This window comes from Paenibacillus qinlingensis (genome assembly GCF_031455095.1).
Taxonomy (GTDB): Bacteria; Bacillota; Bacilli; order Paenibacillales; family NBRC-103111; genus Paenibacillus_E; species Paenibacillus_E qinlingensis_A.
Genome location: NZ_JAVDSB010000001.1, coordinates 243,113 through 259,181, shown reverse-complemented (window position 1 = coordinate 259,181; position 16,069 = coordinate 243,113). Strand labels below are relative to the sequence as shown.

Annotated in this window: 11 protein-coding genes and 1 pseudogene; 4 read left to right on the top strand and 8 right to left on the bottom strand. The window is 45.0% G+C overall.

From position 1 onward, the window contains the following. Nucleotides 1-54 precede the first annotated feature (54 nt). Both J2736_RS01180 and J2736_RS01175 read right to left on the bottom strand, forming a co-directional pair. The gene (locus J2736_RS01180; protein ID WP_310222718.1) at nucleotides 55-993 is read right to left on the bottom strand and encodes a PDDEXK family nuclease; all 939 of its coding nucleotides are present in this window, start codon (nucleotides 991-993) and stop codon (nucleotides 55-57) included. 217 nt (nucleotides 994-1,210) lie between these two features. Then, a pseudogene (locus tag J2736_RS01175) lies at nucleotides 1,211-2,275 on the bottom strand (adenosylcobalamin-dependent ribonucleoside-diphosphate reductase); the annotation flags it as partial. Nucleotides 2,276-2,556: 281 nt separating this feature from the next. On the opposite strand from J2736_RS01175, the gene dat reads away from it, so the two are divergent. The 4 genes from dat to J2736_RS01155 all read left to right on the top strand — a co-directional run bounded on the left by dat (nucleotide 2,557) and on the right by J2736_RS01155 (nucleotide 6,528). Continuing rightward, entirely contained in the window at nucleotides 2,557-3,390 is an 834-nt protein-coding gene (dat, locus tag J2736_RS01170) for a D-amino-acid transaminase (RefSeq protein WP_310222717.1), read from the top strand. A 308-nt stretch (nucleotides 3,391-3,698) separates the two neighbouring features. Then, nucleotides 3,699-4,751, top strand: a complete 1,053-nt coding sequence (locus J2736_RS01165; protein ID WP_310222716.1) for an ABC transporter substrate-binding protein — start codon at nucleotides 3,699-3,701, stop codon at nucleotides 4,749-4,751. 68 nt (nucleotides 4,752-4,819) lie between these two features. Beyond that, a complete protein-coding gene (locus J2736_RS01160) occupies nucleotides 4,820-5,734 on the top strand; it encodes an ABC transporter permease (protein WP_310222715.1) in 915 nt (304 codons plus the stop codon). Then, complete coding sequence (locus J2736_RS01155) at nucleotides 5,734-6,528, top strand: ABC transporter ATP-binding protein (RefSeq protein ID WP_310222714.1); 795 nt, start codon at nucleotides 5,734-5,736, stop codon at nucleotides 6,526-6,528. The genes J2736_RS01160 and J2736_RS01155 overlap by 1 nt, the downstream gene beginning before the upstream one ends. A 305-nt stretch (nucleotides 6,529-6,833) precedes the next feature. Here the strand turns inward: J2736_RS01155 and J2736_RS01150 are convergent, their stop codons facing one another. From J2736_RS01150 to J2736_RS01125, 6 genes are all read right to left on the bottom strand, one after another. Continuing rightward, a complete protein-coding gene (locus J2736_RS01150) occupies nucleotides 6,834-8,708 on the bottom strand; it encodes a right-handed parallel beta-helix repeat-containing protein (RefSeq protein WP_310222713.1) in 1,875 nt (624 codons plus the stop codon). Between the two features lie 141 nt (nucleotides 8,709-8,849). After that, nucleotides 8,850-9,770, bottom strand: a complete 921-nt coding sequence (locus tag J2736_RS01145) for an ABC transporter permease (protein WP_310222711.1) — start codon at nucleotides 9,768-9,770, stop codon at nucleotides 8,850-8,852. Between the two features lie 149 nt (nucleotides 9,771-9,919). Further along, entirely contained in the window at nucleotides 9,920-12,151 is a 2,232-nt protein-coding gene (locus J2736_RS01140; protein WP_310222709.1) for an AraC family transcriptional regulator, read from the bottom strand. Between the two features lie 148 nt (nucleotides 12,152-12,299). Continuing rightward, nucleotides 12,300-13,964: an extracellular solute-binding protein gene (locus J2736_RS01135; RefSeq protein WP_310222707.1), complete on the bottom strand. Its 1,665-nt coding sequence runs from the start codon at nucleotides 13,962-13,964 to the stop codon at nucleotides 12,300-12,302. Between the two features lie 176 nt (nucleotides 13,965-14,140). Further along, a complete protein-coding gene (locus J2736_RS01130) occupies nucleotides 14,141-15,013 on the bottom strand; it encodes a carbohydrate ABC transporter permease (RefSeq protein ID WP_310222705.1) in 873 nt (290 codons plus the stop codon). A gap of 134 nt (nucleotides 15,014-15,147) precedes the next feature. Further along, nucleotides 15,148-15,987, bottom strand: coding sequence for a lipoate--protein ligase family protein (locus J2736_RS01125; protein ID WP_310222703.1), 840 nt, complete (start codon nucleotides 15,985-15,987; stop codon nucleotides 15,148-15,150). Nucleotides 15,988-16,069 lie beyond the last annotated feature (82 nt).

Sequence of the window (16,069 nt, the reverse complement as noted above, 5' to 3'; positions counted from 1 at the left end):
GCTTTTTATCCAATAGTTCTAACGGTTCAATTCCCGTTAGGTCGGCATATCTTTTCACTTATCATTCAAAGCATCTTTTAAGAACTTTAAAAGTTCTTTTCGTCCTAGCTGTTCCCCTAAAACAGCAATAGTAACGACTCTTATATCATTCACATCGTAATTGTTAGCAATATCATTAAGTAATGGCTGCAAGCTCGATTTTATTCTGTTATTCGGAATATTTTCGACATACTCGCTATTCTTCTTCGTCCAATCGAGTACATAGCTTCTAATTCTCCAATGAACATTTTGCCTATTTTTCGTATAGGCTGCAGTAGCTAGCTTAAAACCATATTTACCACCACAAATATCACTGCAAAATCTTTGTACGCTCGTATCTAATGTACTGAATGCTTTTTCACAAAACTCGCAGACTCGAGTTACCCTTGGAACTTTTATCCACGTTCCTTTTTTTGCTTTTACCGCTTCAGCACCCTTTAAAGAGCCAGCCAACATTTTATTTCGAAGAAAGGGATCTTTCCATCGTTCTCTTGTTTTATCAGAAATGTACTTTTTAGTGTTTTCATTATGCTTTCGATTAAAATGTGGATTAAGGGACCCTTCCCATTTTTTATTAATTGTTGTCTCTTCTGAATCTATCCAATGACTTAAAGTTGAAGTAAGTGACATTGGAAGTTCTTTATACAAAAGTAGTAATTCTTCGTAAGATACTATCTCTGCAGAGATACCATACATCGATTTCAAGCGTTCAAGATCTTTTTTCGTTTTAATAATAACTTTTAGATTTCTTTGTTTTACTTCAACAATTTTTATTAAAGTATTCTGCTTATCGTAAATAAAAAAATCAGGTTTATAATCTTTATATCCCAGATTGTATGTTCTTTCTTCATACATCCATTTAATGCCAAAGTAATCTAAATATCTAGCATATGCGTACTCGTATGAACTTCTCAAGAAAGTTTCTCGATAATATCCACTGTAACCTCTATTCAAATTATTCACCTCCTTTTTCAAAATATCATTAGGGGATAAGACGCTTGAATTCTTTAAGTGTCGCGGCCTCGTGGATGGGTTATATTCTGCTTTCATGCAGGTTCACCATCTATGCTCTGCCCCTGACTGGTTCTTTATTTCCAGCCTTCGGTTCGGATTAGCTTCTCAGCCTTCCCGCTTTATTCCGCGATGTTTAACGTGAGGCAAATTAGGCTACCTTACCACACGGATTCGTACAAATAATCGGATTAAAATACCAACTGTTGGACATTTGATTGTAGTATTCCAAGAATACTACACCAGGTTCAGCTGATTTCCATGCCGATTCAATAATGGAATGCCATACATCGCGAGCTCGCACAGTACGATATGGCTTAACCGCTTTGCCTAGCTTTTTCCATGCGTCTAAATTGCCATCCCATAACTCATTGTATTCTGGATCTGTTGTATCCGGGAACACCAGTTCCCACTCCAAATCTTCCTTCACTGCTTTCATGAAGCCATTACTTACGCACACAGATAAGTTCGCGTTCGTAATTTGTCCCATCGTGGACTTCACCGTAATGAAATCCTCCAAATCTGGATGCCAATCGTTAATCATCAGCATCAGTGCCCCGCGACGACTTCCACCTTGCTCAATTAAGCCCGTCGTGTAGCTAAATAATCCGCCCCAAGAGACCGCACCGCTGGAAGAGCCATTAACACCTTTCACGACAGAACGTCTCGGACGAAGCGAAGACAGGTTGATCCCAACGCCACCGCCGCGTGACATAATTTCTGTCATTTCAGTCAGCGTATTCATAATGCCGCCACGGCTATCCTTCGGTGAAGGAATTACGTAGCAGTTAAATAACGTCAACTCATCACTGGCATCCGCTCCTGCTGCAATACGGCCTCCAGGAACAAGCTTCCAATCATTTAAAATATATCTGAACTTCTCCGTCCATTCCTGACGTTTCTCCGCTGTCTTCTCAACGGATGCCATGGCGCCAGCCAAACGGTCCCACATTTCTTCTGGTGTTTTCTCCATATTTAACGTTAGCTTCTCAACCGCAGATTCCACGGTTTCCCCGCTGCGTGTACGAACCTTTACGGTATTTCCTTCACGGCTAATAATTTCGCCAACCTCTTTGGCTGGAAATTTAGGATCATCTTTGGTGAGGACAAGAACGGTATCCCCAACCTTTGCATGACTCGTGTCTGCATTTTTAAGTGCGTAGCGATCCAAAAATATCTTCTCACTCAATCCCGTTAGCTTCTTACTCTCATACACATTCCCCATGAACATAAGCCTCCTAATAAAGTGCATATACAGCTGCATTTAAGATAATCACTACGAGATTCGGTATCCCGCATTTCTCAATATATGGTAGTGCCAAATTATTATACTACACAACATATGGATGATCCATTGGCAAAAGAACCAAATTCACTCTAGTCACGAATTTACTAGCTTTGACGCTTCTCTCTTCCTTTGTTAACCTATAAGTAGGATACCACATCAGCCCATTTTTTAGAACATATGTTCCGTAAATATTTTTTTTATAAAAGGAGTGAAACCACATGTATTATTTTTATAAAAACGAATTCGTGCATAAACAAGACATTCAAATCTCACCTGACGATCGCGGCTATTATTTCGGTGACGGGATTTACGAAGTATTTCGCGTCTACAATGGCCAGATTTATGAAGGAGCAGCGCATATACAGAGGCTCGAACGCACAGCAAGCGAGGTACGTCTGCAATTACCATACAGCAACGAAGAAATCATCGACATCATCAATAGACTCATTCAAGGAAACAACCTCGTCGAAGGTACGGTATATATGCAAATCACTCGCGGAGAAGCGCCTCGCGCACATCCTTTCCCTACACAAGCTGAGCCGATTGTATTGGCTTATTGCACTGAGGTAAAGCGTCCGCTCACCACGATTCAAAATGGTATCCAAGCCATCACGCAACCCGATATTCGCTGGCTGCGCTGTGATCTCAAAACCTTGAACTTGCTTCCTAATGTGCTCGCCAAACAAACTGCGCTAGATCATGGCGTCCAAGAAGTCATCTTGCATCGAGAAGGAACGGTCACCGAATGCAGCGCATCGAACCTGATGATAATCAAAGATGATGTTCTTTACACGCATCCTGCGAATCACTTGATTTTGCATGGTATTACGCGTGCAGTCGTACTTCGATTAGCACATGCTTTACATATACAAGTCAAAGAGGAACCCTTTACGACCAATCAACTTTTGCAAGCAGATGAAGTTTTCATAACAGGAACGACGGTAGAGATTACATCCATTCTACGAATCGACGGACAAGTCATCGGTACGGGTACACCTGGTCCAACTACCCAGAGGCTCAAAGCTGAATTTGAAAAAACCTTTCTCCAATAGAAGTCCTAGACTCCTCCACATTCAAGGGCAATCCTAATCATCTCAAATGTTTTCTAGGGTTGCTCTCTTTTTTACCAACATCTCTCACTCCCCAAATAAACTTCTTCCATATCCCGCCAAATTTTCACAAAAAAATCACAAATACGGATAAAACAATTGACGGAAACCCTCTAATCCAATTAAACTATGGTTAATTATATAAGAACTTGGACACGCCACGCCTCATACTTTGCTGAACAAAAGCGTTAAAGTGGTGCGAGAGCAATGCGTCCAAGTAACAAGTGTGAACTTCGAGAGGGGTAATTTATTTGAAAAAGAAAGCATTCGCATCCATCGTTTTATCAGCTGCAATTATGCTAGTCGCAGGTTGTGGTCAAAAAGCTGATCCAGCACCTGCAGCAACTGGCGGAGCCTCAACTACACCAGCAGCTACTGCAGCCGCCTCCAAGACGTATAAAATCGCAATTTCGCAAATTGTTGAACATCCTTCTTTGGATGCAACACGTCAAGGTTTCTTGGCAGCGCTTAAAGATGCAGGCATCGTGGAAGGCACGAACTTGAAAGTTGATTTCAATAACGCACAAGGCGATCAACCGAATAACTTATCTATCGCTCAAAAAATTGCTTCCGCTGACAACGATCTAGTACTTGGAATTGCAACACCATCCGCACAAGCCCTTGTACAGCAAGTGAAAAAAGCTCCAATTCTTTTCGCAGCTGTAACAGATCCGCTTGCAGCTAAAATTGTAACCAACGTGGACAAGCCAGGCGGCAATGTTTCCGGCGCTTCAGACACGAACCCAATGGCCGTTGCACAATTGATGGATTTTGTTGCTGCTAACATGCCTAAAGTAAAAACGGTTGGTCTTGTTATTAATGAAGGCGAACCTAATGCCGTGATTATGGCAAAAAATGCAGAACAATCCTTAACTAAGCATGGCATTAAGCTAGTTAAAGCTCCTGTAACGAATACATCTGAGGTTAAACAAGCAGCGCAATCCCTTGTAGGCCGTGCTGATGCATTCTTGATTACACTGGATAACACAGTAGTTAGCGGTGTAGATGGTATCATTCAAGTGGCGAACGAAAAGAAAATTCCTTTCTTCTCCAGTGACCGTGATACAGTTGAAAAAGGTGCATTCGCAACCGTTGGTTTCAAATACTACGATCATGGCTATCAAGTAGGCCAAATGGCTGTCGACATTCTGAAGAATGGCAAAAAAGCAGCTGACATGAAAGTAACCGTTCCAGACAAAATGGATCTAATCCTTAACCTAAAAGCTGCTAAAGCGCAAGGAATTGAAGTAACAGATGCGATGAAAGCTGCTGTAAAAGATAAAGAGAAAAACATCATTCAGTAAACAATGAGACACAAGGGGTGAACGTCACTTTCGTTCACCTCTTTTTTTCAAAGTAAGGAGGAATAGTCATGATAGATTCAATGACCGGAGCCGTTGAGCTCGGTCTTCTCTACGCCTTAATGGCGCTAGGTGTATACATTACGTTTCGCATTCTTGACTTCCCCGATCTAACAGTCGACGGAAGCTTTACAACAGGCGGCGCTATCGCTGCGATCATGATTGCACATGGCTATTCACCATGGTTAGCTTGTTTGGCTGCATTAGCAGGCGGAATGATCGCTGGCGCATGTACAGGACTCCTTCATACGAAGGGGAAAATCAATGGGTTGCTCTCTGGTATTCTCATGATGATTGCGTTGTATTCCATCAATATGCGCATTATGGGCAAGCCTAACATTTCGCTGCTCGGCGCTGATTCGATATTCACTTCGATGAAGCCCATCGCAATTGGGTTTATCATCGTAATTGTGCTTAAACTTTTACTGGATGCGTTCCTCCATACAGATCTGGGTCTTTCTCTCAGAGCTACTGGAGACAATGCACGGATGATTCGCAGTTTTGGTGCCAACACGGATCGAACAACGATCCTTGGCTTAAGCTTATCCAATGGATTAGTCGCGCTCTCCGGCGCTCTAATCGCACAGCAGTCAGGCTTTGCTGATATCTCCATGGGGATCGGGATGATCGTCGTTGGATTGGCTTCCGTTATTATTGGGGAAGCGATTTTTGGCTCTCGCTCGGTATTCCAGGCGACACTAGCTGCTGTACTTGGATCCATCGTGTACCGTATCGTTGTCGCACTAGCACTTCGCATTGAGTGGCTAAAAGCATCCGACCTCAAGCTAATCACCGCGATTATCGTTATTATCGCACTCGTACTACCTTCCGTGCAGCGAGCGATTAAGCAAAAAGCGACAGCCAAGCGTCGTTCTGCTGAACTCATCGAACTCGCGCTGAAAATGAATAAAGGAGGTGAGCGTTAATGCTTCAACTCTCGAACGTATCCAAGCTCTTTAATCCCGGTTCTGCAGATGAGAAAATTGCGCTCATCGGCATTAACTTAACCCTCAAGCCCGGCGACTTCGTCACGGTCATCGGCAGTAACGGCGCCGGCAAATCGACACTGATGAACATCATCTCCGGCGTCATGACGCCAGACGCCGGCGAAGTGCGTATCGATGGTGAAGTCATTCACCATCTGCCTGAGTACGAGCGCAGCCGCTGGATCGGCCGCGTCTTTCAAGACCCCATGGCGGGGACCGCTCCTCGAATGACCATCGAGGAAAATCTCGCCATGGCGTATGCCCGCGGCAAGAAGCGCGGGCTGGGCTTCGGCACCAACGCGCGTAAGCGCGCGTTGTTCCTGGAACAGCTGCAGCGCCTCGGTATCGGCCTGGAGGGCCGCCTGCGCGCAAAGGTGGGTCTGCTCTCCGGCGGCGAGCGTCAAGCCCTCAGCTTGCTCATGGCGACGTTCACCAAGCCGCAGATTCTGCTGCTTGATGAGCACACCGCCGCGCTGGATCCCGCGCGCGCGGAACTAATCACACGATTGACCGAGGAAATCGTGCGCGAAATGAAGCTGACCACGCTGATGGTCACGCACAATATGGAACAAGCGATACGCCTCGGCAATCGCTTGATCATGATGGACAAAGGCCGCATCATCCTTGATGTGAACGAAGAACGGAAGAAAGACCTTACCGTCGAGCAGCTCCTCGGTGAGTTTGAAAACATCAGCGGCAATAAGCTGTCAGACGACCGCGTCGTACTCGGATAAAAGACTGTCTCAAAAGTAAAATAGGAGGTAAGCGTTTTTTTACGCTTAGCTCCTTTGTTTTTACTTAGTCCGAATTTGCCGAACTAATCACAGTTTCTGCACGGATAAGATTGAATTAATCCGAATTAGTCTAACTAAATCGCCAAAACTGGGCCACACCTAACGAAAACAGGCGAATAGTTGGGCATAATCGGACTATCGGCCCGCAATCGAGGGAAAACCTTGATTTAGTTCGGCAGAATCGAACTATCTTCGGTTCCGGAGATAAGACTCTTTTATTACCTATCAGAAATTCCTTTTCCCTATCAATACGTCGTCATCGTAACCTTACCAATCTGCGGATTCCACACCGAACCAGCCGTATTGTTCCATCTCATCTTCACATAGTTCACACCGCGCAAACCGGTTAAGGTGTAGGTGTACTTTTTCCAATCACCCGATCCGCCTGTAATCGTAGGCGTCGCTGTCGTCCAAGTCGATCCATCTGCCGACGTGTAAACCGTGAACGCATTGACAGCTTCAGATGGCCAGAAGAACGTAACCGCTGTAAAGCTATTCATCCCAGGCTGATACCACACGATCTCCTCATTCGTCTTCGTTGTTCGCTTGGCACGTGACGTGTCTCCCTCGAATTTGGCCGTATTCAGCGTATCAAAGCCCACATTTGCCGTCGTGCTGTAGGTTTTACTCCAATCATTCAAATCATCGACAATGGTGATACCGCTTACAGGAATGGCTCTGTCTTTGGCTGGATTCGTGTTGCTAGCTCCCCAATCTGTTCCTACATTAGGTCCGAACAGTGGCCACGATTTCCCGCTTAGGAACGACGGCGCCGCTGTGGCATACAAAGATGCCGGAATGTTCGACGAAGCACTTAATGACCCCCAATTGATCGTGCCACTCGTCAGTTTATTTGCACCTAGGTAATGACCTGATCCAGCAGTAGAAATACTGCCGACATAATTACCGATCATATTTTGATTAACCGTAGACGTGTTGTCTGTACCGATCTTGCCAGTTGCTTTATTGCGGAACCAGGTATTGTAAGGCCCAGTGGCCGTCATCACAGGATCGCCAGCCTTGGAATTATCGGCGTAGCCTTCCTTGAAGGTGTTCCCTTCAACCAAGTTCATATAGGCATAATTCGAATGAAAGGCTAAGTCGTTATAATCGGTATACGGCGACTCCAATGAGTTGTAGCTGACGACCGAATGGTTAGCCCCTAATTGCAGCAACATATGATGCCGCAGATCCCACAATTTATTATCCGTAATACGTACGCTTGTTGAGGCATTATTGACGATACCATAGGCGTACCCGCCAACATTTTTAATAAAAGCATCATGGACATAGTTGCGCTCAACAACGACGTCTTTACTGTTATCAATCGAGATATGTCCTCGGCCGCTCAGAATCGATTCATTGTCTTTCACATAGCTGTTCACGGTCCGATTCAGAACGAGATTATTCGTATTTTCAATCGTAGGCTGAACCGTACGCACGAGCTTCACTTTTTCCACGCCAACATTGGACAGCAGGTTCAGCTTTTGCACTTTCGGGAGCTTGGCGGCTGGATAATCGAGCCCGATGATCTTACCCAGCGTGAGCACGTTACCGCTTTTCCCTGTGATTTTAAACGTTTGAGACTCCGTATACGTACTCCAAGCAAGCTTGCCCCCTGAGAGATACAGCAGGATATAATCATCCACATTCAGCGTGCTCGCATCGTCTACGGTAATGGTTTGGCTGCCAGCCCCAGGAGAGCCTGTCACGCCTACCGGGTCACCTACTTTGCTGCCATCAAAGCGCAGCTCTGTATTCACATTTGCCGAATCGCCAATGAAAAACGTTGTTTTCGTCAGTCCATTTCCCCGAATGATGATATTTCCCGTTGTAATACTTAGCGGTGTTTTAAAATAGTAAGCCCCCTCCGGAAAATACAAGATGCGACGCCCTGACGTACTGTTGATCATATTCTGAACTGCCGCCGAGGCATCTACACTTGGATTGTTGACAGGAACGCTGTACGAAGTTACGTCGAGTGTCGTCCAGCCTCCTGGATCGCCCCATACGGTGTTGGTATAGCCTCCTGCCGGAAAGATGTTTGTCGGTAAATCACCGTAATCAAAAGCAAATACCGATACAGGAGCAGCTACCGCAAGTCCTAACGTGATAAGCATGCTTTTTAACCAAAATGTTGGCTTTTTCAAAATTTCATTCACCTCATTCATGGGATTGTAAGCAAGATCTAGTTGCCCTAATGACCGTCAACCGTTCCCTCTCACCTCCCTTCCGAGGCACCTAGCAACTACGCTTCCTGCTTACCACATGCTCTGACCGAACCTCCGAGCGATGCCATTCGCAATTACAACGAGGATAAGCCCAACCAAGGATTCAAATAATCCAACGGCCGTCGATAAGCTAAATTGGGCGTTGCGCAGCCCCACATTATAACTCCATACACTAATGACATTCGCAAGGTCGGAGACGACTGGATTACCTAGCACGTAGATTTGATCAAAACCTACATTCATCACACGATCCATCGATAGAATCAGCATCAAGGCAATAACTGGTGCAATCCCCGGCAGCGTTACATGCCACATTTGCTTCAACTTATTAGCTCCGTCCATACTTGCTGCTTCATATAAGCTGGGGTCAATGGAATTCAAAGCCGCCAAATAAATAATGGCCGAGAAACCAGCTTCTTTCCAAATCCCAGATCCTAAGAAAATCGCTAACCAAGTACTCTTATCATACAGAAAAGGAAAACTTTCGCCGGTAATCGCTTTGCTTATAGACGCCATGACCCCATGCTCTTGCGCGAAAATAAGCACAACAAAGGATCCAATTATCACCCAGTTTAGGAAATGCGGGAAATACACGAGCGTTTGAATCGTTTTCTTAAAAAAGGACTTTCTAACCTCATTCAGCAAGATCGCTAAGATAATCGGAAATGGAAATCCGACAAAAATACTTAACGAGCTTATCACAAACGTATTTCGAATGATTTTAAACATGTTCGGATTACTGAACATCAATTTGAAATTCGCTAAGCCCGTCCACGGGCTGCCCCATATGCCGTCTGTGAAATTATAGCTTTTGAAAGCAATCACCAAGCCGCCAATCGGCACATATTTGAAAATAATAAAATACAACAGCACTGGAATAAACATAACCAGAAGTGGCGCATTGAGCACCCAATATTTTTTTCTGGAATAAAGCGCACTTGATCTCATCATGAACCTCTCCTCACTTGGTGTAACTTCTTCACCCACTACCTCTACTCTACGTGCCACACTGTCCCTTCTCAATACACAAGAATCCAGTATATGTAACCTTTACGCATAGCAAAAAAGCATCCACCCTTATCGGGCAAATGCTTCCAACTTTACAACGCGCGATGCAGCTTGCGATAATCACCTGGCGTCATCTGCATCATCTTTTTGAACATCCGAATGAAGGACAGTGAATGAATATACCCAACTTTCAACGAAATGGATTGTATCGATTCATCCGTATCTTCTAATAATCGCTTTGCATATTGAATGCGCAGACGTGCCAAGTAATCCACGAACTTCTCGCCTAGTTCTTGCTTAATTAATTGGCTGACTTGCTTGTCATTCAGATCAAAGGCTTCACCGATCATGTTCAACGATAAATCCGGATTAACGAGATGCTCATCAATAAATTTCTGAATTTGTCGGATCACAGAACGATTCGAACTGCTGTCATGAATAACCTTTATGTTACTATATTCCTCGTCCAGCACTTTCAAATAGTGATCCGCCAGCTCATCCAGCAGCTCATAATGATCCAAAATCTGCAATAAAGCTGGATACGCTCGCGATTCCCAATGCGCTGTATAGACACTATTCAATTCCTTCATCGCTTGATTCAACTGATAGTTGAAATATTCCATTGTGATGACGATATCATCCTTAACCGCATGCTCGTCTCGCAAATTGCTAATCAGATTGTAAAAAGACTTGCGCCATTCCTCGTTGCCTTGCTTGAACATAATCACAATGCCACGTACATTTTGAAGGCGATTATACACGTCGCTATCCATCTTCGGTTTTATTTCCAGGAAATAAATAACACGGCCTAGTCCAAGTACTGTCTTATATTTTAAGGAGGTGACAGCCTCTTCATAAGCGATAGGAATGTCCTCTGACTGACCTGCCAGCGAGCTTAACCCTGTTGTGACCGTAAACCGCAAATGCTCGTTCACCCATTGGTGCAACTCTTCCAGGACAGATTTCGTTCCTTGCCCATCCGATGTTTCCTTCTGAAACAAGAGCACGCCTAACCGATCGTTATCAATCCATTCGCCCCAAGCAGCTAACCCGTGCTTTTCGGCAATCTCACCTGTTACACTTTTTAGCGCAAACTTCAATAACGTCTGATCCCGATGGTTATAAATCTCACAAAACTGCTGAAATTTATCAATTTCAACAACAGCCATCTGGAGCGCAGTGTATTGAGTGGGCAGACGATACGTCGCTAGTTGTTCCTGCCAAGCTTCCGATGAGAACATTTTGCTTCCTTGAAGTAAATCAGTAAACAGGACTTGCTTCCGATATACCATGTCTTGCCTGTGTTGCTGCCTAAACTCATTCGATTGATCAATGAGCTCTGTTATGGCATTTTGGATAAAATGAAACTCATCCTGCTCATCCGTCTGTTTATCGAGCACCTTCTGGAACGCGCCCGTACGTACTTGACGCAAAATGGATTCAACAGGTCGATAATGGTTCTTGGACACATGGATAATCCACCATATGCCAATGCCTAACATTACCACCGTGATTACGATCCAAAGAATATAGAGACTCGAGAACAAGTAAGTAAATCCGCCTTCTTTCAGACCAATCTGCATGATCCAGCCGGTGTACGCTGATTTCATAATCCCAGACTGCATCGAAGTGGGCGTCTCCATAGTTTTGCCAGTTCCATTAATGGCGTAATTATTGGTATCCAAAACTTGAATAAAGCTGTAATGCGAGTAAGCCATGGCATCGATCATTTTCGCGATATAATCCGCATTCACATTGATGACAATGAATCCTTTGTCCCCTGTCAGAAGAGGCGCTTTACGTACAATACTGATGACACGTCTCGGGCTCTCCCCGATATATTCCGAATAAGTACGAACAGGCAGCCAGCCTGTAGCATTTCCATTTTTAACAATATTAGCGATAAATTCAGCATCCCCATACAATTCCGATGGGACTATAAGACTTCTGCTGAGCACTTTACCATCGCTGTTGCGATACAAATAGGCAGAGTCAATTTCGGGATAGCCGGAAACCAGCTGCTCCAGTTTAGAGGCAGGAAGCGCAAGACCGTTGTACCGATCACCTTCCTGTGCAAAATAAAACCCATTTAAGCCATCGTTATAATTCAGCTCTCGCAGCACGCCTTGATCGATCTGTTTTAGTGTCCGATCCAGATTGCCAAGCGCCTGTTCCATGAATATTTCGCTGGCCTTCTTCGATTGGCTTTGCGTCATGTAATTGGTGAACACGAAAAATAAAATAGACAGTACAAACACAATAATGACGAACACGGGTATGTAGGAAATGAGCAGCCGATTAAACCAGTTTTTATTGATTTGCATGGTACAATGCTCCTTCGAAGTAAGGCTGGTAGAGTTCATTGTACCTTGATCGGGTCCCCTTGCAAATACGCTTTTTTCAGCGATATACATTTTTCGGAAGCGTATGAAAAAAACCGGATCAGAGATCACACTCTGTCCGGCCCCTCACCTATTTCAACGTATAGATATCAGTAACTAAAATAGCTTTATCTTTATTCGTTTTGTACCAATTCTGGAACCACTCGTCCACCTTTGGACCACCTGCTTTGTTCCAAATATCTTGGGACGTTTTAATCGCTTGCTCAGCAGAGATACTTGGCGTCACAATCGCTTTCACGAATTCATCAGGTGCACCTGTTTTGGAAGCGGCACTTTGAATGTTCGGCACGCTTTGCACAATCATATCCAAATCTTTGGGAACCGAAGGCACCTCTAGTAAAAAGCCAGCTACCGGGCGCTCAGGAGCAAGATACAGCTTGCGCGCTTCGATAATAATACGCTTCAATTCTTTCTGCGCAGGCACGCTGTCACTGAGTGAATCAATGCGCGTATCACACGTTGGCATCCCCGGAATCGTTGACATAATCATACCGTAATCCCCAGCATAGCTGCGTTCTTTCTTAATTTTATCAGGATCCGTAATTTGCGGGCAGCCCTTCGCATCCAGCTTATAGTGCTCCCCTTCAATGCCCCATTTTAAAGCTTTCTGGGTGCTTTCTTTGGTCAAGAAATCCAAATATTTAATGACTGCGACTGGATCTTTCGCTTTTGCATTTACAACGGCTGCATTTTGTACAGGTGATGTGACTGGAGGGCTGAATTGACCGAACGAGCTTTTCGGCAGGAGGATCGGCGTCACGACCGCATTGGGATCGTTTTTCAGCAGCGTCTCCATCTCGATCGCACTTGGTACCCCACCAGTATAGAAACCAAGCTTACCGTTTAAGAAATCCCGCTTCGCCTTATCCCCTGTCGTATCTGCAGCGAAATCCTTATCAATGGCATTTTCTTGGAACAACTTCTTCTTAAACGTTAAACTTGCCTGCTGATTCTCCCAAGAATATTGCAGGTTACCGTCTTTCGAATTGTAATTGGAAAACACGGGCACACCGAACATGAAATCAATCACTTTTTGATTGTAGCCGCCACCAAGAGTTAGACCATATGTATCGTTCTTGCCATTGCCGTCCGGATCCTTCTCTGTAAAAGCTTTCGCCACAGCAAACAACTCATCCGTCGTTTTCGGAGCTTCCAAGCCCAGCTTCTTCAGCCAGTCCGTACGAACCATAAACACCCAGTTCACTTCCAACTTGCCTAGAACCGCGATATCATACAGCTTGCCGTCGGAACGTGTGCCGAACTTCTTAAGAAGTGGATTGCGTTCCAGCAGTGCTTTAAACTCCACGCTATTTTTCGCAATTAAGTCATCCAATGGCAGTAATTGCTTGGACTCGTACCAAGAGCTGCGATTTTTCATATCATAATCTTGAATTAAATCAGGCGCTTCACCCGAAGCAAACAACACGTTGAGCTTATCCTCTGGTTTCGTACGAGGAATCGGCATAAAAGTGACATCAACAGGGCTGTTCTTATTGATCCATTCTGTCCAACGATTTTTATCCAGTGTCCCTTCTTCTGGCACCATATTCCCGCGATCATAAATGGAGGTCGTCATCTTGCCTCTTTTTTCAGGCGCTTTCGAAGCCTGTGTGCTGGACGTGCTCGTCGATGCTTCCGTTCCCTTGCTATCTTCTTCTTTGCCGCATGCTGCAAGTAAACTGATCGACGCTAAAGCAACTGCTACCGTGGATACAACGAGTATTCTCTTTTTCATTCGGGTAGACCTCCTCAAGAATGTACGACCTTGTGCTCATCAGCGGAATCACCGATGCGGTTCGCTTGACCTCAATGTAATCTCGCGGCTTTCCTTCCAGCAATATACAAGAATCTCTGTATATACATCTTTTTAGGGGATATACCTTTTTCAGAGATATGCCAATTTCGGGAACATCACCCTTTGACCGAGCCAATCATAACACCCTTCACGAAATGTTTCTGGACAAAAGGATACACAATCAGCATCGGAAGAATCATGACGATGACACCCGAAGACTTGATGGATTCCGGTGTTATTTGAATCGCTTCTTCCGGACGTAAATATTGATCGACCTGCAGCATGCTGTTCATAATCATTTGTTGGACGATAACCGTCAGGTTCTGTTTAGCCGGGGAGTTAATGTAGATAAGGACATTTTGGAACATGTTCCAATAACCGACCGCGTAGAACAAGATTAATGTTGCGATCGCAGGCACCGCCAGCGGTATGTAAATTCGTCCGATGAGCCACCACTCATTGCAGCCATCCATTCTAGCAGCCTCATCGAGCTCAGCGGGGATATTTTCAAAAAAAGTTTTCAAAACCAACGTATTATACACACTCACAAGCGCAGGTAACCAAAGCGCCCAATACGTATTCACCATCCCCAGTGACTTAATCAATAAGTAACCGGGAATTAATCCTGCGCTGAAAAGCATGGTAAAGATCAACATCATCGTGAACGTCTTTCTTCCAAAGAAATAACGCTTAGACAACGGATACGCCGCCAAAATCGTAAAGCCAATGCTTAATAAGGTCCCTACGACCATGATCTTGACACTGTTGGCGAACGCAGGCAAAATTTGTGTCCCTTTGAACAACAAGTTGTACGATTCCAAATTCCAACCTACTGGCCATAAACCGACTTGTCCTGAGATGACGGCTGGCTGATCACTAAAGGACAACGCGAGCAGATGGATCAAGGGCATCACACATGTGATCCCAATAACGGTTAGCACCAAATAATTCAATGCGTAAAATAATTTCTCTCCTGGTGATGCTTTCATCGGACTCCTCCATCCCCTTCTTGTGGTATGACACCACTTTAAAGTGTGGGGAAAGTTCCTACAATACACACGATTCGGGTATATCAAAACAAAAGGTTGGACAGGCATTCCCGCCTGACCAACCCTCATTCCTGCTAACGCCGTAGATTCCACTCATCCGTACCATATTTCTCGGCAACAAGACGATTCGTAAGTTCAACCTCATAATCCGTCAAAGACGACTCGACGAGTTCGACACCAAGTCCAAGGGCGATTTCACGTCGGAACGCTTCCTCGACTTCGCCTAGTGTCACTTCCGCTTTCCCTTGCGCGCGCAGCAATTCATTAATCGCCACCGCTTTCTTCAGAAAGCTTTGCTTCATGCGATCGGCCACTTTCTCGTTCGAGAAGCGCAGCATCCGAAATAATTGATCCGTATCCATATCCAGCAGAATCGAGCCATGCTGCAACACAACATTTTTCTGGCGAACCTGCGCACTGCCAGCGACTTTGCGACCTTCTACAACCAACTCGTACCACGAAGGTGAATCGAAGCACGCCGCAGAGCCCGCCGAGGCGTATTTCTCTTTTTCCTCATCACTCGCCAGCTGTACCATTTCTGCTGCAAGGCCTAGCGCACGAAAACCTTGCAACAGCCCCTCACTCAATACGCGATAAGCGTCAGTTACATTACGTGGGATGCCTGGATAATCCTCAGCCACGATGATGCTATACGTCAGTTCTTTATCATGCAGCACTGCTCGTCCGCCCGTAGGCCGTCTTACGAAGCCAATTCCCTCGCTCGCTACCGATTCCTGATCCACTTCTGCTGCTTTTTGAAAATAACCAATCGATAACGTGGCTGGATTCCATCCATAGAAACGCACCGTTGGCGGTACCTTCCCTTCACTGTGAGCGGTAAGAATCGCTTCATCTAAAGCCATATTTTCAGCAGGAGAACGGTCTCCTGTATGTATAAATCGCCAAGCTGTCATCTCTTTCGACTTCCTTTCGTGTAGAACGTCAACTTTTTTCCCAAAACTAACCTCTATCATAGCATATTCATGTTCTGTATTC